This window comes from Parasutterella sp., assembly GCF_057870745.1.
The window spans coordinates 1-26365 of sequence record NZ_DBMALT010000021.1; the positions used below are offsets into that span (position 1 = coordinate 1).

The window sequence follows — 26365 nt, forward strand, 5'->3', positions numbered from 1 at the left end:
AAAACGCCTTAGGAACTGATTTTTTTGACCATGTTTCTCCTTCATAAATCGACGAGTGTACCCAAAATTGCGTTGGCGATCGATCTCAAATTTGCGTTGGTATGGACTATCAAAATCGCGTTGGAAATAGATCTCACTGTTGAGTTGCTAACCGCTCTCAAAGTCGTGTTGGAAAATGCTCTCAAAGTCGCGTTTGCTTAACATCTGCAAGATTAATCTTGACTGGGAGGACGGTCTTTAATAAAATTACCAATCCTCGTGGGGGCGACCTGGTTTCGACAGGGGCCATGAGATATTTGGACGCGTGCCGAGGTGTGAGTTCCTCGCTAAACCGCTTACAAAAATATAAACGCCAACGATGAGCGTTTCGCTCTCGCCGCTTAATTTCCGGTGAGACGCTGCGACCGGTTCGCTTCTAGGCCGGGTCCCGCAATGGACGGCAGCGACATATCATAGGAGCTAGTTCCTGCAGGAGTTGTGACTGCGGGAGCGAAACTTAGCAACTGGCCGGCAACTGGCATCGCTAGTTTGCAGGGTTGCCGGTAAGAACTAAGTGAATTAGCTACGCACGTAGAGGCTGGTATTGATAGCTTCTGGACGCGAGTTCGATTCTCGCCGCCTCCACCACAAGACATCGTTGAGCAGGTTATCCGATTGGATGCCTGCTCGATTTTTATGTAAAGCGCCGAGAATCATTCTGCCCTGTCTTTCGAGCCTCATAAAACGCTTTTAATGAATTGAGCGGTAACCCTGACTTCAATTGTGAAAAGAATGAAGCTCATTAGCTCAATTGTCTCTTATCTTAAGGAAGAAAAATTTTTCACCTTCCATTAAGGTTACGACGCTAGTAAAAGTCAGCTCTTCAAAGGCATAAAAATAAATAATCAAGAAGGACAGACAGTTACTTTTGATGTTATTACCTGTTTATCACCTTCAAATCTCTTTCTGCTATAACTTCTAGAGTTTTGAGGTCTTTCTTGAGTTAAACCTTACAAATACAAATACTGCTCAGAAAATACCCTTCGTAAAAACACTGTTTCAGGCCTCCCATGTTTTCTCTATATTTAGCAATATAGCTAAATAGCAAATTAGCTTATCCCCAATCTCTTTCCCTAAGGAGAACATCTAATGAAACTCACAAGAAGAGTCTTTATAGAGCTAGCCGGCAGCTCCGCCCTCATGGCCTCTGCCCCGTCTTTATTAGCTCAGGGTGTAACGGTTAAAAGACTGCCGTTGCCTTGCAGCCCGGCTCAGGGCAGATGGATCGGATCTGCCTGCCAAGGATGCACTCAGTACTGTGCAATTGAAGTTTTTAATCAGAACGGAAGAGCCACCCGCGTCCGGGGTAACCAACATTCTCAGGGCAATCACGGTTTCTGCTGCCCCAGAGGTCATTTGATTCCACAAGAGAATTACGACCCTGATCGTATTAAGCAGCCGTTAAAGAGAACAAATCCGCAAAAAGGCAGAGGTATCGATCCCAAATGGATTCCTATCACTTGGGATGAGGCTTTAGATATCGTCGCAGATAAGATGATGGAGCTTCGTAATGCCGGCGAACCTGAGAGACTTCTTTATCTAAAAGGCCGCTACGGAAACACGTCTCACGCCCTTTTATACGGAACTGTCGCGAAACTGTTCGGCTCTCCGAATAATTTTTCGACTTCCGCCCTTTGTGCCGAAACTGAGAAAATGGGACCCGGCTATACACAAGGACTTTTCTCTTATAGAGATTACGATCTTGGAAATTCAAAGTGTGTTGTTTTCTGGGGTACAGATCCTTTCGCATCCAACCGCCAGGTCCCGAATGTGATTTCTCGACTTGGAACCCTCCAAAAGAACGGCACTCTGATTACCGTTGATCCGCGGCTTTCTACAGCTGCTGCGAAATCCAAAGAGTGGCTGCCGCTTCTTCCCGGAACAGACGGAGCTTTAGCGAATGCGATTGCCCACGTTCTATTAACCGAAGGACTTTGGAACAAAGAATTCGTCGGTGACTTTGTTGATAGTAAAAACCAATTCATTGCTGGTAAAACGGTCAAGCCGGAAGCCTTCAAGGAAAACAATACGCTCGGCCTCGTCACCTATTGGAACGAAGAGGCAAAAGATTGGACGCCTGAAAAAGCGGGCAAGGAATGCAGACTCGATCCCGAACAGATCCGAAGAGTAGCTAGAACGCTTGGCAAAGCTGCTCCTAATGTCATCGTCTGGATGGGCCCGGGCGTTTGCATGAACCCGAGAGGAACCTATTCCGCCATGGTTGTCCATGCACTCAACGGCATCCTTGGTTCCGTGGATAATGTCGGCGGCACTCATGACCCTGTTAAAGCCTTGACCGGCAAGTATCCGTCAATGGACAAATATGTGGATGAGTTGGCCAAGACGCACGGAAAAGGCAAGAAGATTGACGGCCGCGGCGATAAGGACATGCCGGCAGCCATGAAAGCGAAGCTGGGCAGCGGTGTTGTCACCAACAACATTGCTAACTACATGCTTGAACATCCTGACTTTATTAAGGTCATGATTAGTTCTTGGACGAATACTCCTTTTGCAGCGTCTGACGGCAAACGCTGGGAAAAGGCATTAAGCAATGTTCCTTTCTTTGTCCACATGGTTCCTTTCCCGTCTGAAATGACCCAGTTCGCAGATATTGTGCTCCCCTCAACCTTCAATGCAGCCGAGGGAATGGGCGCGGTTACCGGTTTCGGCTCTATGCATGCCTGGACCTCTCTGCAGCAGCCCACTTGCGACAGAATTTGGGATGTAAAACAGGAAGAAAACGAAGTCACTTGGCTTCTCGCAGAAAAGCTGGCCAAGAAAGGCTGGCCTGCACTGCTGAACTACTACGCCAACGAATTCGCAGATCCGGAAACCGGTGCAAAACCCACAAATGAAAAGGAATTCCAATTAATTACAACCAAGATAGCTTCTGCCCCGTGCTGGCTCCATGGTTCCAAGCCGATTCCCGGAGATCAAATCAACGGTTGGGAAGACTTCAGACAAAGGGGTATGCATAACTCTGCTCCTCAGACTTACAAGAAGCATTGGGGCTGCAAGTTCCCGACCCCGAGCGGCAAGTTTGAATTTGTTTCCGGCGACTTGAAGAAAGTATTAGAAACGCATGCCGCGAAATACAACTCAACTCCGGACCAAATTCTTGAGTTATGTAATTACCAAGCCAGGGGCATTAAAGGCTGGATGCCGCATTATGAAGCACCGCTGCGCCATGGCGATCAACAGCAATTCCCCTTCCTTTTCATCGATCATAAGAGCCGCTTGAACCGAGAAGGACGTTCTGCGAACCTTCCTTGGATGCAGGAATTCAAGAAATGTGATGCAGGCGATCGTTCTTGGGGAGATGTTCTTAAGATCAACCCGATCGACGCTAAAGCGCTCGGCCTCAAAGATAATGATCTGGTCGAAATTTCTTCTCCGGTCGGCACTATTGTCACAGAGGTCAAACTTTGGGAAGGCGTAGGTCCCGGCACTGTTGCAAAAGCCTACGGACAAGGCCATTGGGCATACGGCCAAATTGCTGCCAAGGAATACGGCAAGACACCACGAGGCGGCAATAACAATGAAATTCTTGTTGATGACTACGATCGTTTATCGGGTACTTCCTGCAGAAACGGCGGGTACACACGCGTCAGCATCAAGAAAGTTTCTAGCAACAATTAATCCGGGAGAGAGAAATGAAATTTGGAATGATCATTGATTTGAATTTATGCTCCTCCTGCGGAGCTTGTGCTCTGGCGTGCAAAGCGGAGAATAACACCCGTACGAGAGGCGAAGGTCAGTCTTTCAACTGGGCTGATTTTCTGCAGGAAACAAAGGGGACTTTCCCGAACAGCACTCAAGTCGCAGTCCCCGTGATGTGCAATCACTGCGAAAATCCACAGTGCGTCAAAGTCTGTCCTACGGGAGCTATGTTCATCAGTCCCGAAGGTGTTGTTCTTCACAACGACGAAGCATGCATCGGCTGCCGTCTTTGTCAAAATGCCTGCCCGTACTCCTCTGCCGAGTTAGGCCCTGAAAGTCTCGACGGAAAATCCTATTCGGTTATTAGTTTCAATCCGAAAGGAGTCGACCCGAGAGGAGACACCGCAACAAGGCCCGTTCTTATTGACGGCGTCACGGGCAGCGCTTTAGAGCTGGCAAAGAAAGCCGGAGCGCTTCCTGCTTATGCCAATCTCTTCAAAGCGGGAGATACGGCCGCTCAGAGAAAAGAAGGCGTAGTGGAAAAATGCAATTTGTGCTATCACCGCACTTCCAACGGCCTTAATCCCGCCTGCGTAGATGCCTGCCCTGCTGGTGCAAGAATTTTTGGCGATTTAGATGATCCTAAATCTGCTATTTCGGCAAAGATGAAAGCTTCGAAGGTTTGGAGACTCCAAGAAGACAAGGGAACCAATCCTAAAGTCTTCTATGTCGGACAATTCTCTCCCAGAGAATAACTGAGTAATTCGGAAGGGGCTTAAGCCTCTTCCGACAATCTAAATACACTATGCAAACGACACCGCTTAATCTTATTCTTCTTGGTTTATTTGAACCAGAACAAGAGCTCAGAGAACTGCATGTTTTCAAAAAAGCAGCTGAAAATCTCGATGAAGATTTAGCAAGAAGAGCCGTTCTTTTGGACCAACTGTACACACAGGGAACTGCCAGTTCTAAAGCGTTTAAAGAAATGCTTCTGGACTACACAAGATTATTCCTGAGTCCCGGTACGCCTTTGGCCAAAAACTATTTGACTTGTTGGAAGACAAAGTTAGGAGATAATATTCTAGAAGAATATCTTTCTTACCTTGAGAAAAAAGGATTCGAAACAGAAAAAGACATTAAAGAACTTCCGGAACATATCGTCCCTGTTCTGGAAGTTTATGAATTATTAGATAAAGAAGAAAAGCCTGAGTACTTTGAAAAATTTCTCAGCAAATTTATCCTGGACTGGTCGAAACTATTGGAGGTTGAGGCCAGACACGGCTTTTATAAAAATCTAGGGAAATTTTTTACTGAATGGGCTAAATTGGAGGCAAAAAAGAATGGCGCAGTTCCCTGAGATTTATACGGAACAAGCAAAAATATTTAAAGCAATCGGGCATCCTGCAAGATTGATGATGGTTGAAGCTTTACTTGAAGGCCCCAAAACCGTCTCTGAGCTTACCGCTATCGTTCAGTTAGAAATGCCCACTGTCTCACGGCATTTAAACTGTTTGAAGGAAGCTCAAGTGGTCAAGTCTGAAAAAAAAGGAAATTCTATTATTTATTCAGTAGAACTGACTTGTCTTAAAAATTTCCTTCATTGCTCCAGAAGCGTAGTGGTGATGAAGAAAAGCAAGACTCTCCTCTAGCCTTAATTAACGATATCTCACAGGCGTTGGTTTCTATCGGCCAACAGCTACGATCCCCGATCCCTTGCTAAAACTTTTTGAAAAAAGAGCCAAAGGATCGGAGATTGTCTTCGCAGAGTTTTTATTTTTTATCCTTTTCTCCGCCAACTTCTTTGGCTTCGTCGCTCTTTTTCGGCACGGATTCGGTCTTTTCTTCATTTTTTACGATGTTAAGCTGACAGCAGCAGCCTTCTTTCTTCTTATTCCCAAAAAATCTTGAAAAGAATGATTCTTTTTCTGCCATATTTGCTCCACTAAATTAAAACGAAAAATAATTAAATAAATAACCTGTCACGCATGCAACCGAAAACACCGACAGAAGAAACGCTATCAGCATTTGTTTTTTAAAAATAGAGTTCAACAATGCAACTTCCGGAATGCTTGCACCAGCACCTCCGATAATAAGCGCAATCAACACCCCAGATCCAACTCCGGCGCCATATAAAATTGAAGCAATCGGAATCATGGTTTCGGTTCGGATGTAGAGCGGAATACCGACCAATGCTGCAAGAGGAATTGCCCACCAGGCGCCCACACCGGCAAATTTTTCGACAATATCCATCGGCAGCGCTTCATGAATAAAGCCGCCGACTAATGCACCGAATAAAAGGTAAGGAAAGACCTTCTTAAGCAGTCCAAGGGAATCTCCGAAAGCCAACACGACTGCATGCCAAAACTTCTCTCGGAATGTTCCTGTAAAAGAATGCCAGGCCTCCGACGAAGTTTTGCCTCCGGTTACTGTCACGTCATACACATAGCGTTTGAACCCTAAAGCATCTAGTAAAAGTCCGATGCTTACAGCAAAAACGAAGGTAAACAAGGTATATAAGACCGTAGCCTTAAGACCGAAGAAGGCCGCCATCAAAGTGATGATGGCCGGATTCAAAACCGGTGAAGTCAGTAAAAAGGAAACAGCTCCCGCGAATGGTGCTCGGCTTTTCATCAGTCCCACAAATACCGGGATCGTGGAACACGAGCAAAACGGCGTCACCAATCCGATACAGGCGCCTAGCACGGCACTAATCACCTTGTTAGGACGGTTAAGCCAGCCTTCGATTCGCTTCTGTGATATGAAAATCTGAGCAAGCGAAACTAAGAAACTGATCGTGAAAAATAGAAAGATCAGTTCGAAAAAAATATATGTAAATTCCGAAAGGAATCGAGACCAATCAATATTTGAAATCATTTTTCTTGTTCGTCCGAGAAACAGCAGCAAATTTCTTTACAGCGTTTTTTATCTTCTTTGAAACTTTCAGGATCGATAGCGTTTACTGCTTGAGCGATACCTTGGACAAATGAACTGACAGGAGTTTTCACCTTGTAATAGACAAAACGTCCTCTTTTCTCTGCTTCCACCAAACCAGCTTCACGAAGCTGTTTGAGATGCTTAGAAGTTTCGTATTGAGGAAGATCGAGAACACGCATCGCTTCGCATACGCAAATCGCCGCTCCCACATGGGTCAAAAGCCAGTAAAGCCTTAGACGATTGGGATCAGAAAGCACCTTGAAAACAAGAAGACTTTGTTCTAATGATGTTAAGACCATGAAGAATCATTTAAATATGCAAATAATTGCATGTGATTTTATATGCATTTATTTGCATACGTCAAACATCCTCCGAAAATTTTCAGTTAAAACTGATTTTCTCCAAAACTTCTGCGTTCATCGATCAAAGCTTCTTATCCCTTGGATCCTTCTATTTTTGATTGATCTTTCTCAAAGTTAGGCCTGGACTCAAAAGAGTTTTAAAAGTTGAATCGCTCTTCTGATTAACCTACAATCATTGTACGTACAATGTTTGTAGGTTAATTATGAAGTTCTACGGTAGAACAGAAGAGTTAGAAACGCTGTCGGACCAATTGCCTCTTCTTGAGAATGAGTCCAGACTTGTCGTCGTCACAGGTCGAAGACGAATCGGGAAAACCACACTCATCACCAAGTTCGCTAAAGAATCTTCTCTCGCGTCACTCTACTTTTTCATACAGCGAGGCTATTCGGAGGATGACCTCGTGAAATCTTGCCTTGCTCAAATCAAGAGAGAGTTGAACCTGAAGGGATTCCTTCCTGGCATTAGCAAGCTTTCAGAACTCGTTGAATTTTGTATGCAGCTGAGCAAAACGACGCCTTTGATTTTGGTTTTTGACGAATGCCAGGAGTTGGACTACGTCGCGCCAAAATTTTGGTCTGAACTACAGAATGTTTGGGATAAAAATAAAAATGAAAGCCGACTCCTCCTGATCATGAGCGGCTCCATCATTTCCGCCATCAAACATATCTTCTCTGACGCTAACGAACCTCTTTACGGACGAACTGACCTTCTCCTCAAAATAAAGCCATTTAGCTGCCACACCATCCGACATTATCTGGAAGAAAACAATCCCGACTTCACCGCTGAGGATTTACTGATGTTTTACGCTATGACCGGCGGCGTTCCTAGATACATGGAGCTCCTTACCTCATCAGGTTGCTCGGACGTTAAGAGTTTCAAAAAGTTCCTTTTTTCTCAAGCGAGTTCTTGGTATCGACAGGACGGACATGTCATCCTCGGAAACGAATTCCGGATGGAGTCGAGCGCTTATTTTTCTCTCTTAAGAGCAATCGCTTATGGGAAGACACAATGGTCGGAACTTCAAAATGAAGTTTCAACCAATCTCGCCCCTTACATGTCTCGCCTTGAAACGCAGTTCAATCTTTTGAAAAAGAACTATCCATTCGGTAAGGAAAGTTCCGGAAGAGGCACCCGTTACCTCCTTACCGACGAATATTTCCGTTTCTGGTTCAAATTTATTGAGCCTATGACTTTCGCATCACTTTATGAAAGTTCGCAATGGAACCTGTCTGAGGGGCTTTTTGATAAAGCTTGGCCGGACTTCTGCGGAAGAACTCTGGAAAATTGGTTCTTAAAAGATTACTCAGAAAACGGGGCGTGGACGGCTGTTGGTCAATGGTGGGACAAAAGAGGAGAAAACGAAATCGACCTCGTTGCAGTCAACGAACTCGTCGACAAAATCCAATTTGCTGAAATAAAAAGAAATCCTAAAAAAATATACCTCGAAAAGCTTCAGGAAAAAGCAAAGGTTTTTCTCAAAAATAACCCCAAGTATCAAAAATTCTCCGTGTCTTTCAAAGGCCTCTCTTTGGAAGATATAAAGAATTGAACCAATGTCTTGAACTTGTACAAAGGCAAGTTCAAGACATTAACTAAAGTAATCCAGTCCGTCAGATAAGCTCGATTAGGCTGCTAATTATTTTTAACTGACGGACTTTTTTACTTTTAAATGATTATAATTCTCATTATTGTTCTCATCTGGAATGGACTAATTCCAAATGAGCGAACTTCCTCACTCAAACCTAAACAAAGTCTCTCAGGAAAAAACCATGAGATTGGCACCTCTGTTTGTTGCTTTCTTGATGACTGCGTCCACGTTTTCTGCCGCCGCAGCCGAACCGATCAAAGAACTCAATATTTCTTACGTAAAACCGCCGTTTGTCCTCCAGCTTCTTGTCATGAAGGACCACAAACTGCTTGAAAAAGAATTCCAGGCAGACGGCATCAAAATTAATTGGCACAACATGGGCACGAGTCCTCAAGCCGCTCGGGCTATGGGTTCGGGGAGCCTGGACATTGCCGGCAACATGAATACCGCTGCGCTTCTCATGCTCAACTCTGAAGGTCTTCCGGTCAGAGTGGTTACCGGAACAGCTCATCCGACCTCTAACTTCGCAATTGTGTCTAAACCCGGAACGGAACTTTCTGTTAGAGACCTCAAAGGCAAACAAGTCGTTGGTCCGAAAGGTACTTTCTTACATCAGCTTCTCGCTGCTGCCTTAGAAAAGGAAGGCATGAAAGAGTCCGATGTCCAATTCATCAACACGGGTATTCCTAAGGCACTAAGTACGATTCTGGCCGGTCATGCAGACGCCGCTCCGGTCGCAAGCAGCGCCTTAATCAAGGCGAACAAAGCCGGCGCTAAAACCATCATCAATGCAGAAAGATTGGTGGAACCCACTCTTGTGATGACGACCACCAAACAGTTTGCCGAAGAACATCCGGACATCGTCAAACGCGTCGATAAGGTGTACGCAGAATCTTTGCAATGGATGAAAGACCATCCTGCCGAAACTGCTGAGATGGGTGCAAAAGAACACGGCATCTCTATTGAAGATGCAAAAACGCTGATGGAGCGAAGCCACTACTTCGACAAGATGACAACCAAGGACTTAGAAGATCTAAAAGTGAATCAGAAGTTCCTGCGAGACAACGGAATGATGAGAAATGAAGTCACCGTGGAAGAATTGGTTCTGCCGGTTGCGATGGAATAACAAACTCAGTAAGGAATTGATGCCATGCTAAACGAAGAAATTAAAGTTACAGAAAACGGAGGTAAAACCGTCACGGTCCTCACCTTAGAGGATTGCGAAAAATATCACGGACTCAAACGCTGCGGCGGTCTGGCTCTCTGCTTCCGTGTTATGAAATTCGCGTTAGACAGACTTGTGCCGGAGGGAGAAGCCGCCAGAAGAAAATTAATCACTTTCAAAACTGCGTTCGATGGTCCGGGTATTACAGACTCTGCTGAACTCATCGGCAGATGTGTGACACGCAAACGTTTTATGGCGCTTCCAACCGACGGGATCGAAGCACCTGAATGCATCTGGGGCAAACTTTATTTCGAAGTCGGATACGGAAAGAAACTCATGAAAATCTCCGTCCGTGACGGCATCATTTCTCCGGAGTTTTTAGCGGCCGGCAGAAAGTTCTATTCCGGAACCGCCACGCCGCAGGAAACCGAAATTTGGATTGGTTTCAAAGGCAGGCTTTACGACGCGGTAGTCAACTCAAAACTTGAGGACATTCTGAAAACCGAGATCGTCGGTTAAGCAAACAAGTTACACCTGAGCCGTGAGAGAATTTTCACGGCTCTTTCAATTTAGTCCTCTCCGACGAATATTGGCATTTATTAGGGCGCCGGTTTTTCGCTTTACTTATGCTCGTGGATCGGCAGATAGTTGATCTCTCCGCAGCCCACGCCTTTCTCGGCAATCGTGTTTTCACAAAAGACTTTCAATTTGTCGTAAGGACCTTTGGCGATCACGGCCTCCACACAAGTGTCGTGCGTGGCATGAACATGCATTGAACTGATGACCATGTCTAAATGTTCGTGCTGATGGTCAACATTTCGCTTAGACAGAAGTGCCTTTCGATGATCGTAAGTGTAGCTGACGACGGCCACACATTCTTGAGAAGGATTCACCAAAGCCTCCTGGGCAAGCTCTTTCTTCAAAAGGTCTCGGAAAGCTTCCGATCGATTTTGGTAACCTCGCTTAGCAATGAGTTCATCAAAAGCTTGCGCCAGGGATTCGTCTACAGTGATGGAGATTCGTTGCATGATCTGCGGATTCATTAATTTCTGAGATTCTAAAAATTTTTACCGATCACCGCAAAGTCGTAGTGTGCTACTTAACTGCTGTGACCGAAAAACGCACAGGAAGCCGCTTCTTTTCTCCCTCCCATAGGAGGACTTCACTCTTGACTGCGCTAGCTTTTAATCGGCCGAGAACTTCTTCATCCCACTGAGGACGAACTTGTCTGCTTAGAGGCAGATCGCGCGCGATGTCATCGATAACGTTCGTTTTGATGCCGAGGAGGACGTGATTACTAGAAGCGTCAACCTTCGGCTGGATAGAGGCATATTCCGCGTTATACAAATAGCAGTAGTGATTGCCGTCAAAAACGAAAAGCTTTCCGCCCGGTTTAAGAACTCTCAGCCATTCTTTATAAGCCGCTTCCGGATCTTCAAGATTCCATACAAGGTTTCTGCTGACCACCGCATCAAAAGAAGCATCCGCAAACGGGAGATGCTGTGCGTCAGCTCGGCAGAATTCGACATCGTGATAGCCGTTTCGATTAAGCAAATCTTTTGCTTTTTCCAGCATTCCTTCAGAATAATCAGCGGCGGTCACATTCATGCCGAGAGAGGCTAAAAGAAGTGAAAAGAAACCCGGACCGCACCCGATATCCAGCACTTTCGAGACCTCGGGTATCTGTCTGAAATACTCCTTGTAGAACTCATCCTTATGCTCCTCTCTTTCCTTTTCGATCTGCTGTCGATAGCCTTCGGAGCGAGTGTTCCAATACTCTCTTATCTTTTCTAAATTGTTCATAGCGATCTTACAAAGGTTTAATGGGAGTCATAGTCGTAAGTCCCCTGCTGTTCTTCTCAATTAGGCTCTCAATCTGATAAATGGGATCGATCGTCTCGGAGTTAAGAACGGCGTCGGGAGTATCGAAAGCATGCGCCATTCCGTTATGGAGGAACAGCACGGCATCGCTAAAACGGGAAGCCAGCATTAGGTCATGGATCACGTATAGAGCGACGGCGTTTCTCTTCTTGCAGTAACGATGCACGGTCTCCATCACGACAAGCTGATGGCGGACATCTAATGCGCTGGTCGGTTCATCAAGCAGAAGCAACCTAGGCTCGGAGACAAATGACTGTGCCAAGAAAACAAGCTGTTTTTGTCCTCCGCTCAAACTCCGCACCGGAGTATTGGCAAAAGCGTCTAGTTTCAATTCACGAATGACTTGGGAGACTTTTGCAAGCTGAGCCTCCGAGACTTTCCAGCTTAATGTTTTAGTCAGTCCGAGAAGAATCGTTTCAAAGGTCGTCAGCGAGGACGTAATTTTTTCGAGCTGCGGTAAGTATGCGATTGAAGAGCGACCGAGCTTCTTGCCGTCCTCTTCCAAAACAATGCTGCCTTGATGAGCAATTAGGTTCGCGATACAGCGAATAAACGTCGTCTTCCCTGCGCCGTTTCGACCCAGTACTGCAGCCATTTCGCCTTGCTGAAAGGACACCGTGATGTCCTTAAGAATTTCCTTGTTCTTGATAGAACAAGACAAGCCTTCGATCTTCAGTTTCAGCATCCTTACTCCCGCGACCTTAGCAAAAGGAAAAACAGGAACGGAACACCGACAATGGAAGTCACAATTCCCACAGGGAGCGTCGCGCCTTCAGACATCAGTTTGGAAATGATCGATGCGGCAAGCATAAGCGCGCTTCCGACCATAGATGATCCGATAATCAAAAACCTTTGATCGTCACCCAAAAGCAGCTTGGCGCAGTGAGGCGAGATCAAACCTACAAAGGCCACCGTACCGATAAATGCTACGGCAGAAGCGACCAGAACGGAGCTCACCGTAAAGACAAACATCCTTAATTGGTCCGTGTTGATGCCAAGTCCTCGAGCCCTCTCGGTTCCGTCACTGAGCGCAGTGAGTTTCCACGAATAGCAAAAAGAAATCAGAAGCACAATCGTCCAGCAAGTCGAGGAAACGCCGGCGCTGATCCAAGAGGAGCGCTGAAGGTTGCCAAACGTCCAGCCGGAGATAATTTGCGCGATTTCCGGAGAAGCTCGGTACTGCAGATACTGCTGGAGCGCCTGAAAGAAGAAATTCATAATGACGCCTACAAGAATGAGCGTCGTTGCCGTAAGCGAGCGCTTACTTCCGAGATAGAAAATGAATGCCGATACCGTCAGCGCCATGACAAGTGCAGCCAGCGAAACACCGAGCCAGATTTGTCCGAATAGTGCAAAGCCGGTCGTAATGGCAATGGCCGCTCCGAAACTTGCTCCTGCCGTCACGCCCAAAGTGTATGGGCTGGCAAGAGGATTATTCGTAATCGTTTGAATCAGAAGTCCCGCCAGACTCAGAGATGCGCCCACAAAAAGACACGTAAAAGTCATGGGCAGCCGAATTTCCCAAACAATAAAAGAAGCGGACGATCCTCCGGCGGGTCCCTTGAGAACCGCATCGACCAGGTCTTTAAAGGCGATAGACGATGAACCGACTTGAATGTCCAGAAACACCAGAACACTCAATATCAAACCGACGAGCATCGTTGACAGAACCTTTTTGCGGATCCTGTTTCGATACTGTCGAATGATGAGATCTTCTGGGCTCATTTTTGATTCAAATGAATCATAAAGGTGCCGTCATACTTGAGTTCAGGTAAATAAGTTTTGTAGTAGTTATTCAAATTGCCGACGGGATCAATATCCTTAAACGCTTCGGGATAAAGCACCTTGGCCATATATTGAGTAAAGGTGTAGTCAGCCATGTTCCTCAAGCTTCCATGGTCTACACCGTAGACTCGGTTTTCCTTAACGGCATCGAGCATGTTCCAGCCGGGACGCTTTGTAAAATTGGCCAACCTTTCCTGAGCCTGCGACTCGGGGACGGTAAAGCCCATTCGCATTTGGTCCCCCTCGGATTTATTGCGCCAAATGCTCCCGCCGATAAAAATAACCTTCGGATTCTGAGAAATCACATACTCTTTATCGAGGGCCATGTAAGGCTGAGGAGAATTCTCGGCGAGATTCGCTGCTTTGATGTTTTTGAGGATTGCGCCCCAAAGTACGTCCTTATTGTATGAATTACCGTAGCGAGCCAGCCCCTTGCTGGCGGTCTCCATGTAAACCTTCGTACCAACCTGATCATCAGGAAGTTTGACAATCGTTGAGTAAACGTGGTCAAGAGCCTCTTTATAGGTCTTGTTCTGAGCTTCGGCGATCCTTTCCCGACCCAGAAGCTTGCCAAGAAGTTCCGTACTGAGTGTATGGTTTACCGTTGTCATCGCATGGTAATCCAGGACGACGACCTTGATTCCGGCTTTTTCAAACGTTTTAATTCTCTGGCTGTTTTCCGCGTACTGAGTTCTTCCGATCAGAAGGACATCCGGATGGAGACTGAGGATTTTCTCGGCATTGAGAATATCGTCGTGGTAACCGCCGATACTCGGCAGATCTTTCATCTTAGGAAAAGACTTCGTAAAAACTTGATATTCACCGTAGCGCGTATCTTCCCATCCGTCTTTTGTCAGAGCAACGACTTTTTCAAGGCCGGCCGCACCGCCCACCATCATAAAGTTCGCGATGTAGTTAGCGACGACAAAGGTCTTCGGCTGATCCTCGAAATGAACTTTCCTACCCTCGATATCCGTAATATCAAAGGCCGCCGCGAGCACGGAACCGCTAAAGGCCGCAAGAGAAGAAAAAGAAAGAGCAAGAATTAACTTTCTCAGCATTGTGATCCTCTTCGATTGTGGGTCGTTGCTTTCGTGACGGCCCGAAAGTCAGAAACTCAGCAAATAAACCTCTCACGTTTGACGTTCACGAGCTGTCAAAAACCACTTTTCGAGGAGGCTCGCTTTAACTCGGCTTTATTCAGGAACTTGAGTTATTTGAAAGGTATTACTTTTTTCTAAATTATCATATTCATGAACTACATGCGGTTTCGTAAGATAAATTTTTAATTCGTCATACTCATTTTGACCAACGGCGCCAGACCCTTGTCCTATAGAAATAACAAAACCTCCGGCGAGAGAAACGTCGGAGGCTGATTTTTGCGGACGATTAAGCTAACTACTAGGCGATACTATTGACGACCGTAACCGCATTCAATGTTCTCGGGAAACCATTCAGCGGAACGGCTACCTGGAGAGCATCAATCAAATTCTGTTTAGTCGCGCCTTCTTTAAGGTTTGCGTCTGCATGTGCCTTAAGCTGAGCTTCGCATCCGCCGAGCGCTGCAATCGCAGCAAAGACAACCAATTCACGATCCTTAACGGACATGCCGGTACGCGTATAGAAGTCACCGAAGCAATATCCGGACAAGTCATTGATCATGAGCGGTTTCATCGGTTCCGTCGTGTTCTTGTGCATCTGTGTGATCGCATCGCCGAAAATAGCAGTCTGAACTTCAATGCCTTTGGCCAAACGATTTTGATCGTTGACGGCGGTCTGAGAGGCTAACGGAAGACGGACTCCAGCCTCCTTAAGAGCTTTGTTTACCCCTTCTAAAGCTTCTTTAACTCTGCCTATTCCAACGTATGGCGCAGTCTGATAGACGGCTTCCTTAATCGCAATCGGTTCAACGGCTGCTTTCAAAGCTGCTGCTGTGACACCCTCAGCCTCTTCCGAAAGACCCTGAGCTGCACATGTGGCCAATAAAACAAAATATTTTTGATTCGTCGCAAGTGTTGTTCCGCGTTTAGTAACGTTCATCATTCTCGCGACGATGGCGTCCATATCCGGATCCAAATTTCTTTCTTTTGCACTAACGGTATTTGTCATAACTGCTCCTGCTGCACCAACGGTGGCAGACAGTAATACTTTTCTTCTGTTCAAAACCATCTTTAACCCCTTTTAGTGACATAACTTAAAAACCTTCCGAGAGCCTGTTCTTCAGCAAGCTGATATTGAAGACAACCTAGCTGTGCTTTCCTTTATCGCGACTCAATACAAACTCGTCATCTTCAAAACTTGAAGCCTTGGAAATTCCCGTTAATAACACCAGCCGACCGTTCATTTTCTCGATTTGGCTCCCTATTCCTAAAAATTCTAGAGTTCCTGTTTATTTATTTCCAATACTTATTTACAATCATCTTTAATGCAATAAATACATAAATTGAAAATCTCATGGACCTAAGAGTATTGATGTCGTTTGTCACTGTGTGCAGGCTTGGCAACATCACGCGTGCTGCCGAAGCGCTTTACATATCTCAGCCCGCTTTGACACGGCAAATTCAGGAACTTGAACAAGAATTGGGCTGCAAGTTATTGGTGAGAAGCACTCGCAGTTTGTCGCTTACCGAGAACGGCTATCTCTTTTTACTTCGTGCTCAGGAAATATTAGACCTTGCCAAACAAGCCAAGGCCGAGCTGTCAGAAAACGGAGACGTCCTCCACGGTGTCGTTCGGGTAGGGATCGTTGAAAGTCGAATCATGGATTACTTTGCTGACGCAGTTGTGCAATTCAACCAAAGGTATCCGCACGTTCAATTTGAAGTCTATTCTGCTGACGGCGACGACTTAAAACGCTATGTCGATGAAAATAAACTGGATATGGCAATACTCATTGAGCCGGTGGAAAGCGCGAAGTACACCAAAATTCCCATCGATGTCATTGAAAAGTGGGGATTAGTTGTTCGCAATGAAGAAATGCCGATCAAGAAAAAAACGCTGAGTTATGAAGAGATTATTGAACGAACCTTAATTCTTCCGCGCCGCTACATCGTCCTTTCTGAAATCAGCAGTTGGTTCAAAGTTCCGGAAAGTAAGTTCAAAGTTGCGGCCTATCACAATCTCGCATCCAATGCTTTAACAATGGTTGAGAAGGGAATCGGTTCCCTGCTTTGTATTGAAGGAAGTTTCACAAACCGTCCGAAGCCGAATCTCCGCTTCCTTCCGATTACACCCGAAAGAACAACTTCACATGTCGCAGTCCGCAAGAAGAACAGAAAACTCTCAAAGCCTTGCGAAATCTTCTGGTCGGATATCGAACAATATTTCCCGGTCCAAAAATAAGTAAAGGCCTGAACGACAGATTCGCTCAGGCCATTTTTTCATTGATCCGGCGCCTTTCAGGGGTGCCGGATAATTTTTATTTTGGCATCGGCAGCTGGAGAACGTCTCCCAGAGCCATGCAGACACCCGCAATCACGATAATAGAAATAACGTTCAGCCAAAAACCTGCCTTAATCATTTCGCCGATCTGGATGCGGCCGGTACCGAAAATAATCGCATTCGGCGGTGTCGCAACCGGCATCATGAAGGCGGCAGAAGCACCAATAGTCGTCACTAAGAGCACTTGCTCCGTCGGAATACCGAGAACAGGAGCTGCAGCAGCCAGAAGCGGAAGCATCGTAGCAGCCAAAGCAGTGTTCGAAGTGAATTCCGTTGCGAAGATCACTAAAGTTGCGACCCCCAAGATCACGAGCACAGGCGGCAGACCAACGAAGGATGTTGCCTGGGCTGCGATGAGGTTGGCAGCGCCGGTTGCCTGAATACAAGCTGCCATAGAAAGGCCGCCTCCGAAAAGGAGAAGCACGTCCCAGGGAATATTGTCGCAGTGCTTCCAGTCAAGCGCTCTTTCACCGCGGGAAAAATTAACCGGAATACAGAAGAGAGACACACCGGCAGCCATTGCAATCACGGCATCACTAACCATTCTGAAAGGACGAACACCGTTTTCTAAGGTGAAGGAGCGAATCTGAGAACCGAGGCACCAAAGAACCACTGCACAAATGAAGACGATCAGAACTGAGATTTCACCGCGGGTCGGTTTGCCGATGTTCTTTAATTCGGTACGGATCCATTCACGGCCGCCGGCAATCTTTTGAATCTGTTCTCTGAAAAGCACCTTGGTTAAGAGCAGCCAGGAAAGAGGCATGAGGAGAAGAACCACCGGCATACCAACCTTCATCCACTGAACGATGGAAACATCAACACCGTACGTCTGTTGTACAAAGCGAACGAAGATACCGTTAGGAGGCGAACCGATAATTGTTCCCATACCGCCGATGGAAGCGCCATAAGCCACGGCTAACAGGACACAGATACCGAAGTTTCTTTCGCCCTTAGTAATGGCCGGAGAGTCGGAATTCTGACGAACCACGGACATGACGGCGATGGCGATCGGAACCATCATGGCTGCGGTTGCCGTATTCGACACCCACATGGAAATGAAACCTGTTGCGATCATCACACCGGCAATAATGGCGCCGGGAGAGGTACCGACAATTTGCATCGTCTTTAAAGCGATACGCTTATCGAGGCCCCAGCGCTGAATACCCGCTGCCAGCAGGAAGCCGCCTAAGAACAGATAAATCGTATCAGAGGCATAAGGCGTCAGCGTTTTTGCTAAAGTCGTAACATCGCAAAGAGGATAAAGAATAATCGGCAAAAGCGCCGTCACGGCAATCGGCACGGTTTCCGTAAACCACCAAAGGGCCATCCATAACAAAATGGCTAAGCAGGCCTTTGCGGCATGGGAGACGGGAACCGAAGCTCCGGCACCGTTAACATACGCGTCCGGAAGAACCCAATATAAAAGCAGGGCTAAAACAGGGGCGGCAAAAAGAGCAATCGTTTTCGACTGTCTCGAGAAGGAACCCATTTGCAGTGGTGTTTCCATTGATACTCCTATGTATTGAGTTATCGAGCAGCTGTGCTCAAGGCGAAACAGATTTATTTAAGCACAAAAATTTGTTTATTCTTCGCGAGGCAAATTAAAAATTTCAATAGATTGAATATAAATAGCACGATGCGAAATTTAATTTCACATTGTGAAATTTGTTGCTTTTGATGTAGGCGTTTTTAGGACGCTTTTATCCGTTAAGCCTTTTGTGTCTCAGACTTTTCGGGCTTCTGGTGGCTGAATTGAATCTTATAGAGCCGAGCATAAGGACCGTCCTTTGCCAGAAGCTCGAAATGGGTTCCGGCCTCTACCATCGCCCCCTGATCCATCACGACGATCATATCGGCATCCACAATGGTAGAGAGACGGTGCGCCACCACAAAGCTCGTGCGGCCTTCTCTGAGTTTGTCCAAAGAGGCCTGAATGTACTTTTCGCTTTCCGTATCCAAAGCACTGGTGGCCTCGTCAAGAAGCAGAATCGGAGCATCTTTCAGGAGTGCGCGTGCGATGGAGACACGCTGTCTTTGGCCGCCGGAAAGTTTTGATCCGCCCTCACCGATCCGAGTCTGAAGACCTTCGGGTAGCGAATCGATCAGCGGCTTGAGGTAGGCGGCTTCAGCTGCCTGCATGATTTCTTCCTCTGTCACGGGTCTTCCCGCTCCGAAAGCAATATTGGCAGCAATGGTGTCGTCAAAGAGCATGACTTCCTGAGTCACGATTGCCACCTGACGGCGAATGCTCTCCAGCGTCATCTCGTTCTGAGGTATACCGTCAAATAAGATCTCTCCTTTCGTCGGCACCATGAAACGAGGAATCATGTTAATGATGGTGCTCTTACCGGCGCCTGAAGCACCCACAAAGGCAATCATCTTTCCAGCCTCTGCCTTCAGGGTGAAATCCTTCAGCGAGGGTTCCAGTGCATTGGGATACTTGTACCAAACGTTTTTGAATTCAACGTTACCCTTAACGCGTTCGATACTCTTAGAGCCGGGATCCTTTTCAAGAGGAATATCAATCATCTCAAAAAGGCTTTCGGCGGCCGCGCCCATACTGGCAATCGTGCCATTTAAGCCGGCAAGTTTACGAATGGCCGGCATCATGAGAAGCATCGCAGAAATGTAGGTCACAAATTCGGCCAAAGAGAGCTGGCCTTTCTGCGCCTGGAGCAATGCCACACAGACGACAATCGCAACACCGCAGATACTGACGAACTGAGTCGCAGGAGTACCGAGGCCTTTGACGATCTGCTGACGCATCGTCAACCCTTTCAGTCGACGGTTGATGTGACCGAAACGCTCTTCTTCAAACTTGTAGGCGTTGTAAACCTTAATCAGACGCTCGGAACGATAAGTTTCATTGAGCTGACTTAAGATCTGGCCGAAAGTCACCTGACTGTCGGAAGTCAGTTTCTTGAGGCGCTTGCTCACCGTCCTCAAGATATAAATCAGAATCGGAGCAACAATAAACGTCACTAATGTCAGCTGCCAGTTATGCCAAAAAAGAACGCAAAGCAAGGCTGCAACCTGAAGAGAGTCGCGCACAAGTACGGTCAGCACCTGAGAGGCGCCTGACAAGGCCTGAGAAGCTTCGTTCACAAAGCGGGAAACCACACGGCCGGATTCCTGACTCTGGACAACTTCTTCCGGCCAGCGAATCATGTGATCAAACATCAAAGAACGGAGTTTGACCAGGATTTCCTGAGAAACTTTTTGAAGTAGATAGGAAGAACAGAACTGGCCGCCTCCGTGAAGAACAGAGATGCCGATCAAAGCAATCGGAGCCCAAATTGCCACCAGACCGTTTTTTTGATAGAAACCTAAATCAGTGAGCTTGCCCATCAGCAATGCCATCAGGGATGAGCCGGCAGCCGCGGCGACCATGGCGATCAACGCGAGAAAGATGTAGAACTTGTAAGGCGGTAAGTAGGCAAAGAGCCTCATTAAAGGTTCTTTTTTGATCTTAACGGATTTCAACTCTATCCTCGTTAGCTTAGGTGCAGGTAGTTTAACGAGTCGGCAGGCGTTAGACTAGGCAAACACATATATCTTTGAAACAGTTTTTATGGCAACACTATTCGTCAGGTTACCTAATCATGTCGGTGACGCCGTCATGACTATGCCGGCCTTAAACCTTTTAGAGGCCGCCGGATTTAAGCTTTACCTTATCGGCAAGCCTTTCGTCGGAGAGTTATTCGAGGGCACCAACCGCCGCTTCGACCCGATTGAAGGAAATTTGTTAGACGACATTAAACGCATTCGGGATTTAGCCGCTTCTGTAAAAAATCCCCGCGGTATCCTGATGCCGAACTCCTTCGGGTCCGCACTTCTTTTTAAGAGCGCAGGCATCCAAAGCACCGGTTTAGCCACTGACGGACGTTCCATTCTGTTAGAGCATGCCATTCCGGAGCCTCCGAGAATGCACGAAGTCGAACGCTTCTGGTACGTTGCCTACGAAGCGCTCAAAGCCATGGGCATCAAACCGCCATATACCAAGCTCACTAAGCGCATCAACATGAAGCTGGCTGCACGCAATGAAGCCGGCGCCCGCAATCTAGCCGCAAAAATCGGCTTGCCTAAACGCTACGCCATCCTTGCACCGATCGCCAAAGGCCGTCACGAAGGCAAAGAAAAATACTGGCGCCACTTCAATGAACTCTGCAAGCCGCTTCGCGACAGAGGCATCGAACCGGTCGTCTTCCCGGCTGCCGATGAAGCCGAAGCGGCTAAAGCTGCTTGTCCGGACGCAACCATCTATGAGCCGACAAGTCTCGGCAACTTCGCCGCACTTTGCGAAAAAGCAGCTATTGTCATCGCAAACGACTCCGGCGTAAGCCATATCGCTGCCGCCGTGGGTGCCCCTCAGATCACCATTGTCGGTGTTACGGACACCGACCGCACCAGTCCCTGGAACGAGAAGAACGTTATTGTGGGCCGTAAAGGCCGCTGGCCGGAAGTCGATGAAGTCATTACTGCCATCGATGACGTTTTGAAGACCAAAAATTAATTAAGATGTAACCTGATCCGAGGAGCTTTCAAGCTCCTCGATTCGCATCTGCTCAATACCTTACTTCACAACATGTTTGCGCAATCGCTTTGGTCCTTAGCCGCCGCGGCCTTCTTTTCCATGATGGCCGCTTGTGTGAAGTACTGCAATGATGTTTTCGGACCGCTGGAGCTGGTTTTCTACCGCTCTCTTTTCACGACTCTCTTCGTCTTTATTACCGTCTCTCTGAGAGGAGAAACGTTAAAGACCCAATATCCGATACTGCATCTTCGACGAGATGTTCTGGGTTTTGCTTCGGTAGCTATCTGGTTCTTTACGTTAGGGATGCTGCCGCTCGGCACCAACATCACGCTGACGTATTCAACGCCGCTCTTTTTAGCACTGAATTTTATTTTGCTGGCGCTCTGGAAGAAAGAACAGCCCGAATGGCCCCTGATCGGCTCTATTCTTCTCGGCTTTGTCGGCATTGTGGTCGTTATGCGTCCGTCTTTCCTGAGCGGGGATGCGGTCTCGGCACTTTTATGCCTCTTTGTCGCTTTTATTGATTTGTTCGGATATTGGCAAATCCGCTTTTTAGGCCGCGTGCACGAACCGTCCTGGCGCGTCGTCTTTTATTATTCTCTTTTCTGCACAGTGGGTGCGCTGCTGGGTATCCTCTTTTTTGAAGACGGATTCCACATGCCCAATACTCGTGCCGCCATTGCCGCCTTTCTGATGTGCCTGCTTGCCACAGGAGGAATGCTCGCCAGCACCCGAGCCTGGATCGGCGGAAATATGCTTCTGGTTTCCTGTCTGGGATTTTCTGCGATCCCCTTCTCAGAACTCATCGGCGTCTTCTTCTTTAAAAATATTCCCGACATGCTCTCTCTTATCGGTATGACCATTGTCGCCACTGCCGGGATGATCGCTACCGTCTACACCAAAAAGGCGGAGAAAGCCGCTTCTTCCTCAGAACAAAAGACTCGATAGCGGCCGACATTCTTGGAACTGCACGGTTAAATATCCCGTGTTTTTGCATCTATAATTGTTAGAAAATATTTCATTAACTTCCCAAGGGTCCCAAATGCAAGCGATTTCACTTTGGCTCGCTGCCGCTATTGTCATTTTGACAGGCTGGGCAATCGTTAAGAAGTACCAAGTAAATATGGTGCTTTTTATTGCCGGTCTGCTTTTGAACATCATCGGTGTTATGAACGGCGCGACAAACTTTCTTCCGAAGAATGCCACTGCCACAGGCCTTTTAGGCTTTGACTTCTTCGAACTCTTCCGCGCGATCTGCCGCACCCAGATTGCCGGCGTCGGTTTCATTATTCTTGTTTCCGGCGGTTTTGCTCAGTACATGAAAGACGTCGGTGCTTCCGACCGTTTCGTTACGGTTTGCGCTAAACCGATTACCTTATTAAAGAACCCGTACCTCATCCTCGGCTTAGTGTTCATCATCGGTCACTGCCTCGGCTTGGTGATTACATCGGCTGCCGGCTTGGCCATGCTGTTGATCGTGACGGTTTATCCGCTGATCATCCGCGTCGGCTGCTCTTCTCTTTCTGCCGCTGCCGTGGTCGCCAGCGTCCTCTGCGTCGGCTACGCTCCGGCCTCCGGCGTTGCTGTGATGGCTGCCGAACTGGTTCACCTTGACCCGGTTGAATATCTGGTTTCTTATCAGTTAGTCATGGCCGCTCCGGTCGTACTTGTAATGGCTATCACTCACGTGATCGTTCAGAGATACTTCGACAAGAAAGACGGTGTTCACGGTTATGTTGCCGACTTCGCCGAACTCGAAGCTAAGAGAAAAGAACTCGAAAAGACACCGCTCATCTATGCCTGCATGCCGGTTCTTCCGCTGGTTCTTCTCCTCATCTTCAACAAGATGGTTTACAAGACCATTACGATGAACGTTGCAACCGCCATGTTCCTTTCTTGGTTCGTTTGCTTCCTCGTCGACCTTCTCGTCAGAAGAGAAGCCAAGAAATCCTTCGACCTGTCCTTCTCCATGTTTAAGGGCATGGGCAGCATTCTGACAAGTACCGTCGGCCTGATCTTCGTTGCCGCCTTCTTTGCTAAAGGCCTGCAGCAGACCGGTCTCATCACCTACTTGATCGACGTTGCTAAGAACTGCGGCCTCGGCGTCACAGGCACCGGCGTTGTGCTTTCCGCCATCATCGGTGTGGTTACTGTTCTCACCGGTTCCGGCGTTGCTGCTTTCACTAGCTTGGCTCACGTCATCCCGGACGTTGCACAGCACCTCAATTCCAACGGTATCGCCATCATGCTCATGATGCATACTGCTTCTGAAATGCTTCGCGCACTGTCTCCGGTTGCCGGCGTCATCATTATCGTGGCCGGTTTTGCAAAGGTCAGTCCGTTTGCGATTATCAAGAGAACCGCGATCCCCTGTGTCGTCGGTTACATCACGATGCTGATTATTGTTTCCACCATCTTCTAATCGGCTGAAGCTCTAAAAAGCGAATCCCGCAGATTTCAAAAGTCTGCGGGATTATTTTTTATCGAAGAGAGCTGCCGAAGCTCGAAAGACTTCGATTAGCTTCTGAGGACGCGATTAATGAAAGCCTGAACAGCGTCGCGAGCCTGCGGAAGGTTCATCAATGTATGCGGTGCACCGGGCAGAAGAACGATTTCTGCATTCGGGTTGTTGGCCAGAACCTTGCCTGCGTAGCCGAGGGCTTCCGGATTATCTAAATAGCTGTTGGACTGGCTGAAGAACTTGTCGGTTGCGCTCATCACATTCAAAACCGGGAGGTTGTCAGGAATGTGGGTGTTGTGACTTTCAACGTGGTAGTTGTCTTCGCAGGACCAAGAGAAGATCATGCGGCCTTTTTCCTGAATCATTTTTTCGTCAGCTTGGTAGCGGGCTGCCGTTACGCCGCCTTCGCTCGTACCGGCGATGATGGCACGTCCGTCGAACCAAGGTGCGTGCTTAATTTCCATCATGGCCAAAGCCAGTTCCTGGGAACGCATCTTGTGGATGATTTCATAGTCAGCAGCCGGGACGGGAGAGGAGTAAGTCAGACGGTCTTCGGTCTGCATAGAGTCAGGAACAACAACCGCCACTCTCAAGGCATCAGCAAGCCACTGAGCGAAAATTTTTATCTGAGGATTGACACCGGAGCTGCCGTGGCAGAAAACCACTGCGGGATAGGCTTTGGTCTCTCCTTTGAATTCTTCTACGGTTCCGACTTTCGGAGCACCGCCGGCATTCGGCAAAACGACATAGGCATTCAGCCAAGTGGCAGCCAATGTCTCGGGAGTGTGAGCACGAACCTTGCCTTGAAGGGAGCCGGTATATTCAATTGCCATATAAGGACCTCTTGAGATTGATAATTTTATTAACGCTATTTTAGAAGCTCGAGGCCCAGAGCAGCTCAACTAAATCTGGACAAAATAACAGGTTTAAAGACTGAAAAAATAGGCACGTTCCCAAAAGAAACCATGCCCAAGAACTAAAGAGAAAATTAACTTTCAATTCGGAGTGCTTACTTCTTTTCTTCTGCAGAACTTTTATTTATTCAGCAAGCCGATTCCTTTCAGCCATTTCGAAACTGCAGGTGTTTCGTCATCCGTCGTGCCGAAAATCGTGAAGTGCGGAAGAAGCTTGTTGCCTTTGAGCAATGCTTCAAAGTCTTCGCTTGTATGCATTGTTCCGCCGCCACCGTCGGTGTTGTAGGTAGCAATCGTTTTGCCCTGCATCGGATGCGCTTTAATCCATGTCTGAAGCGGCATGGCTACATGGTGCCACCAAGTCGGGGTTCCGAAAATAATCACGTCGTACTTGGAAAGATCGACTTCGGGGGCCTTGATCTCGCGCACGATGCCCTTTTCCAATTCTTTCTTCACGACTTCGGTTGTCGAACGATAGGCCTCAGGATAAGGTTTAACGACCTCAACTCTGAGTTCATCGGCACCCGCCAAACGAGCAATGGTGTCGGCAATATTCTTTGTGTGGTTCGTCTTGGAAAAATATACAACCAAGATTTTCGGTTTCTTATCAGCCTGTGCATTGGCCAAACCAGAGACACCGACAGCAGTGCACATACTGAATAACGTAAAAGTTCTGCGATTAATCATTTCGAATCCTTTGTCATTTGGCTGACCTGGTTCATTGCATTCAGAGTCCGCGGGAATCCCAAGTACGGAAGCATGACTCTCAGTGCGTCAACCAACTGTGCTTTTGTTGTACCTTCGCGGAGATTGGCTCCGATATGACTGCGCAGCTGAGCTTCGCAGCCTCCTAAGGTAGCAATTGCACCAAACACAACGAGTTCTCGATCTTTGAGGCTTAATCCGGAGCGAGTGTAGAAATCGCCGAAGCAGAAGTCATACAGGTCGTTGACTCTGAGGTCATATTCATCTTTGGGGACCTGAGACAAAATCTGCTTCATGCGGTCGCCGTTGAGTTTCATGACCATCTGTTCTCCGGATTCTCTTCTGTTCTTATCCGTTACGGTCGTTGCCGTCGGCAGAGGCAATGAAATGTGAGCTTCTTTAAATGCATCGTTGACGCCTTCCATGGTTTCCTGGACGCGTCCGATTCCCACGTAGGGAGCGCATTGATAGACGATTTCTCTGATTTCGAGCGGCGAGACTTTGTCTTTGAGAGCTCGAAGAACAATCTTTTCTGCGGCTTCTGGAAGGGCTTGAGCCGTCACACAAGAGAGAAGCGCACAGTATTTTTGGAGGGGGCTGAGCGTTTCACCGCGTTCTTTTTGATTTAGGAGTCTTTCGAGAACACCGTCTAAATCCGGATCTTTTGCTTTGCTTGTCTTAGCTTGGGTTTCTTCGACAGAGACTCCGACTAATGCGGCAGCGGATGCTACAAGAACTGATCTTCTTTTCAAGGTATTGGTCATAACGAGCTCCTATTAAGTTAAGAATATTTTAGGGAGCTCGTTTTTTTATCTTTGCCTTGAATAATGCATATATTTGCCTAATCCTTTTGCAATTAAACAAGGCTTGCGCAAAATTACAGGTAATGTTT

Annotated in this window: 25 protein-coding genes and 1 other RNA gene; 12 read left to right on the forward strand and 14 right to left on the reverse strand. The window is 47.3% G+C overall.

The window, feature by feature from the left end:
* Positions 1-260 precede the first annotated feature (260 nt).
* The 5 genes from ssrA to ACZND6_RS07140 all read left to right on the forward strand — a co-directional run bounded on the left by ssrA (position 261) and on the right by ACZND6_RS07140 (position 5348).
* Positions 261-627: a transfer-messenger RNA gene (gene ssrA, locus ACZND6_RS07120) on the forward strand.
* A 501-nt stretch (positions 628-1128) separates the two neighbouring features.
* Positions 1129-3678, forward strand: coding sequence for a molybdopterin-dependent oxidoreductase (locus ACZND6_RS07125; RefSeq protein ID WP_300817196.1), 2550 nt, complete (start codon positions 1129-1131; stop codon positions 3676-3678).
* Between the two features lie 14 nt (positions 3679-3692).
* Positions 3693-4454, forward strand: coding sequence for a 4Fe-4S dicluster domain-containing protein (locus ACZND6_RS07130; RefSeq protein ID WP_279173353.1), 762 nt, complete (start codon positions 3693-3695; stop codon positions 4452-4454).
* A gap of 50 nt (positions 4455-4504) precedes the next feature.
* The gene (locus ACZND6_RS07135) at positions 4505-5056 is read left to right on the forward strand and encodes a molecular chaperone TorD family protein (RefSeq protein ID WP_008810781.1); all 552 of its coding nucleotides are present in this window, start codon (positions 4505-4507) and stop codon (positions 5054-5056) included.
* Entirely contained in the window at positions 5040-5348 is a 309-nt protein-coding gene (locus tag ACZND6_RS07140; protein ID WP_008863407.1) for an ArsR/SmtB family transcription factor, read from the forward strand. The genes ACZND6_RS07135 and ACZND6_RS07140 overlap by 17 nt, the downstream gene beginning before the upstream one ends.
* 121 nt (positions 5349-5469) lie before the next feature.
* Here the strand turns inward: ACZND6_RS07140 and ACZND6_RS07145 are convergent, their stop codons facing one another.
* The 3 genes from ACZND6_RS07145 to ACZND6_RS07155 are packed head-to-tail and all read right to left on the reverse strand — an operon-like array spanning position 5470 to position 6932.
* A complete protein-coding gene (locus tag ACZND6_RS07145) occupies positions 5470-5631 on the reverse strand; it encodes a hypothetical protein (RefSeq protein ID WP_008810779.1) in 162 nt (53 codons plus the stop codon).
* A 15-nt stretch (positions 5632-5646) separates the two neighbouring features.
* On the reverse strand, positions 5647-6573 hold the full coding sequence (locus ACZND6_RS07150; protein WP_008810778.1) for a permease: 927 nt from the start codon (positions 6571-6573) through the stop codon (positions 5647-5649).
* Entirely contained in the window at positions 6570-6932 is a 363-nt protein-coding gene (locus tag ACZND6_RS07155; RefSeq protein ID WP_008810777.1) for an ArsR/SmtB family transcription factor, read from the reverse strand. The genes ACZND6_RS07150 and ACZND6_RS07155 overlap by 4 nt, the downstream gene beginning before the upstream one ends.
* A gap of 266 nt (positions 6933-7198) precedes the next feature.
* Here ACZND6_RS07155 and ACZND6_RS07160 point away from each other — a divergent pair, with 266 nt between their 5' ends.
* The 3 genes from ACZND6_RS07160 (at position 7199) to ACZND6_RS07170 (ending at position 10268) form a co-directional block, all read left to right on the forward strand.
* Positions 7199-8545, forward strand: coding sequence for an ATP-binding protein (locus ACZND6_RS07160; RefSeq protein WP_418941866.1), 1347 nt, complete (start codon positions 7199-7201; stop codon positions 8543-8545).
* A 169-nt stretch (positions 8546-8714) separates the two neighbouring features.
* Positions 8715-9710: an ABC transporter substrate-binding protein gene (locus ACZND6_RS07165; RefSeq protein ID WP_489524492.1), complete on the forward strand. Its 996-nt coding sequence runs from the start codon at positions 8715-8717 to the stop codon at positions 9708-9710.
* 24 nt (positions 9711-9734) lie between these two features.
* Positions 9735-10268 carry a hypothetical protein gene (locus ACZND6_RS07170; RefSeq protein WP_278748031.1) on the forward strand — a complete coding sequence of 178 codons (534 nt, stop codon included), beginning with the start codon at positions 9735-9737 and terminating at the stop codon, positions 10266-10268.
* 101 nt (positions 10269-10369) lie between these two features.
* Here the strand turns inward: ACZND6_RS07170 and nikR are convergent, their stop codons facing one another.
* The 6 genes from nikR to ACZND6_RS07200 all read right to left on the reverse strand — a co-directional run bounded on the left by nikR (position 10370) and on the right by ACZND6_RS07200 (position 15524).
* Positions 10370-10792: a nickel-responsive transcriptional regulator NikR gene (gene nikR / locus ACZND6_RS07175; RefSeq protein ID WP_008863413.1), complete on the reverse strand. Its 423-nt coding sequence runs from the start codon at positions 10790-10792 to the stop codon at positions 10370-10372.
* Positions 10793-10844: 52 nt separating this feature from the next.
* The gene (locus ACZND6_RS07180) at positions 10845-11552 is read right to left on the reverse strand and encodes a class I SAM-dependent methyltransferase (RefSeq protein ID WP_279173358.1); all 708 of its coding nucleotides are present in this window, start codon (positions 11550-11552) and stop codon (positions 10845-10847) included.
* 7 nt (positions 11553-11559) lie between these two features.
* Positions 11560-12315 (reverse strand): ABC transporter ATP-binding protein, encoded by a 756-nt coding sequence (locus ACZND6_RS07185; RefSeq protein WP_008810772.1) that lies wholly within the window; start codon positions 12313-12315, stop codon positions 11560-11562.
* 2 nt (positions 12316-12317) lie between these two features.
* Positions 12318-13355, reverse strand: a complete 1038-nt coding sequence (locus tag ACZND6_RS07190) for a FecCD family ABC transporter permease (RefSeq protein ID WP_279173360.1) — start codon at positions 13353-13355, stop codon at positions 12318-12320.
* Complete coding sequence (locus ACZND6_RS07195) at positions 13352-14476, reverse strand: ABC transporter substrate-binding protein (RefSeq protein ID WP_489524493.1); 1125 nt, start codon at positions 14474-14476, stop codon at positions 13352-13354. The genes ACZND6_RS07190 and ACZND6_RS07195 overlap by 4 nt, the downstream gene beginning before the upstream one ends.
* A 340-nt stretch (positions 14477-14816) precedes the next feature.
* Positions 14817-15524, reverse strand: a complete 708-nt coding sequence (locus ACZND6_RS07200) for a carboxymuconolactone decarboxylase family protein (RefSeq protein ID WP_240141108.1) — start codon at positions 15522-15524, stop codon at positions 14817-14819.
* A 363-nt stretch (positions 15525-15887) separates the two neighbouring features.
* On the opposite strand from ACZND6_RS07200, the gene ACZND6_RS07205 reads away from it, so the two are divergent.
* Positions 15888-16757: a LysR family transcriptional regulator gene (locus tag ACZND6_RS07205; RefSeq protein WP_300835157.1), complete on the forward strand. Its 870-nt coding sequence runs from the start codon at positions 15888-15890 to the stop codon at positions 16755-16757.
* 76 nt (positions 16758-16833) lie between these two features.
* Here the strand turns inward: ACZND6_RS07205 and ACZND6_RS07210 are convergent, their stop codons facing one another.
* Positions 16834-18366 (reverse strand): SLC13 family permease, encoded by a 1533-nt coding sequence (locus ACZND6_RS07210; RefSeq protein WP_293737986.1) that lies wholly within the window; start codon positions 18364-18366, stop codon positions 16834-16836.
* A gap of 200 nt (positions 18367-18566) precedes the next feature.
* Positions 18567-20309, reverse strand: a complete 1743-nt coding sequence (msbA, locus tag ACZND6_RS07215) for a lipid A export permease/ATP-binding protein MsbA (RefSeq protein WP_489524494.1) — start codon at positions 20307-20309, stop codon at positions 18567-18569.
* A gap of 121 nt (positions 20310-20430) precedes the next feature.
* Here msbA and ACZND6_RS07220 point away from each other — a divergent pair, with 121 nt between their 5' ends.
* The 3 genes from ACZND6_RS07220 (at position 20431) to dcuC (ending at position 23815) form a co-directional block, all read left to right on the forward strand.
* Positions 20431-21372, forward strand: a complete 942-nt coding sequence (locus tag ACZND6_RS07220; protein ID WP_489524495.1) for a glycosyltransferase family 9 protein — start codon at positions 20431-20433, stop codon at positions 21370-21372.
* 72 nt (positions 21373-21444) lie between these two features.
* On the forward strand, positions 21445-22341 hold the full coding sequence (locus ACZND6_RS07225; protein ID WP_417152595.1) for a DMT family transporter: 897 nt from the start codon (positions 21445-21447) through the stop codon (positions 22339-22341).
* A 94-nt stretch (positions 22342-22435) separates the two neighbouring features.
* Entirely contained in the window at positions 22436-23815 is a 1380-nt protein-coding gene (gene dcuC / locus ACZND6_RS07230) for a C4-dicarboxylate transporter DcuC (protein ID WP_489524496.1), read from the forward strand.
* A gap of 95 nt (positions 23816-23910) precedes the next feature.
* Here the strand turns inward: dcuC and ACZND6_RS07235 are convergent, their stop codons facing one another.
* From ACZND6_RS07235 to ACZND6_RS07245, 3 genes are all read right to left on the reverse strand, one after another.
* The gene (locus ACZND6_RS07235; protein WP_008864274.1) at positions 23911-24687 is read right to left on the reverse strand and encodes a dienelactone hydrolase family protein; all 777 of its coding nucleotides are present in this window, start codon (positions 24685-24687) and stop codon (positions 23911-23913) included.
* Positions 24688-24888: 201 nt separating this feature from the next.
* Positions 24889-25455 (reverse strand): flavodoxin, encoded by a 567-nt coding sequence (locus ACZND6_RS07240; RefSeq protein WP_293737760.1) that lies wholly within the window; start codon positions 25453-25455, stop codon positions 24889-24891.
* The gene (locus tag ACZND6_RS07245) at positions 25452-26237 is read right to left on the reverse strand and encodes a carboxymuconolactone decarboxylase family protein (RefSeq protein WP_489524497.1); all 786 of its coding nucleotides are present in this window, start codon (positions 26235-26237) and stop codon (positions 25452-25454) included. The genes ACZND6_RS07240 and ACZND6_RS07245 overlap by 4 nt, the downstream gene beginning before the upstream one ends.
* Between the last annotated feature and the right edge of the window lie 128 nt (positions 26238-26365).